This is a genomic window from Phocaeicola sp. RTP21198st1_B8_RTP21198_201120 (genome assembly GCF_040929485.1).
Taxonomy (GTDB): Bacteria; Bacteroidota; Bacteroidia; order Bacteroidales; family Bacteroidaceae; genus Phocaeicola; species Phocaeicola dorei.
On record NZ_JBCOCI010000522.1, the window covers coordinates 1 to 1,075 of the forward strand.

Genomic DNA, 1,075 nt, shown 5'->3' on the forward strand with positions numbered 1-1,075 from the left:
GAAGATGAACGAAGAATCATTTATAAAGAATATCTCCTGGATTAATATGTTGAAATTAAGAGCCAGTTACGGTGAAACAGGTAGCGATAACCTGGGTACAACACTATACGGTATTGTAACGACAACCCGCGAGGATGTTCAATTCAATAATAATTCGGTAACTTACATTCCCTACATATTGTCCGGCGCTAACTATGAAGATGTCACCTGGCAAAAGACAGTCATGAAAAATATCGGATTGGATTTTTCTATTTTTAGAGATCGAATCTGGGGTAGTGTAGATGTATTCCGTAACGACGTAACCCATTTGTTGGGAACAGCGCCGACAGAATTATTGGGAATGCACGGAACACGTCCAATTAATGGAGGGCATTATAAACGTACCGGAGTAGATGTAAGTCTGAACTCATTGAATCTCCAGACACATGATTTTAAATGGACCTCTCAAATTACGATGTCCCATTATAACGCAGTATGGATAGAACGTATGCCTAACTATGATTATCAGAAATATCAGAAAAGGAAAAATGAACCGATGAATGCATTCTATTATTATAAAACGACCGATATTATCGATGTGGATAAGAGTAATATGCCCGAATCGCAACGTTCATTGGGACCTGCCGCCTGTATGCCGGGTTATCCTATTGTCGAAGATAAAAACGGTGATGGAATTATTGACGTGAATGACTCTTACATGGATAACATGCTTCCTAAATTATATTTTGGTTTTGGCAATACATTTACATGGAAAAACTTTGATCTGGATATATTTATGTACGGACAATTAGGTGTAAAGAAATGGAATGACGCATATAGTTATAGTGCAGATGCCGGAAATCTCTCCAGAGGAGTGGATGCGCACAATGTTGGTATCTATTCTTATAACATCTGGAATACCCAGACAAACATGAACGGACATTTCCCGGGTATCGCAATCAGTAAATCAGTGGCTTTACCCGAAAATCTGGGCTTTGATTATACAAGAGAAAATGCCTCTTATGTGCGTGTGAGAAACATCACATTGGGATATAACCTGGGTCCCAAAGAATTATCCATATTTAAAGGGTATATT

Annotated in this window: 1 pseudogene; it reads left to right on the forward strand. The window is 38.4% G+C overall.

Annotation, left to right across the window (positions count from 1 at the left end):
* A pseudogene (locus AB5935_RS27790) lies at positions 1 to 1,075 on the forward strand (SusC/RagA family TonB-linked outer membrane protein); the annotation flags it as partial.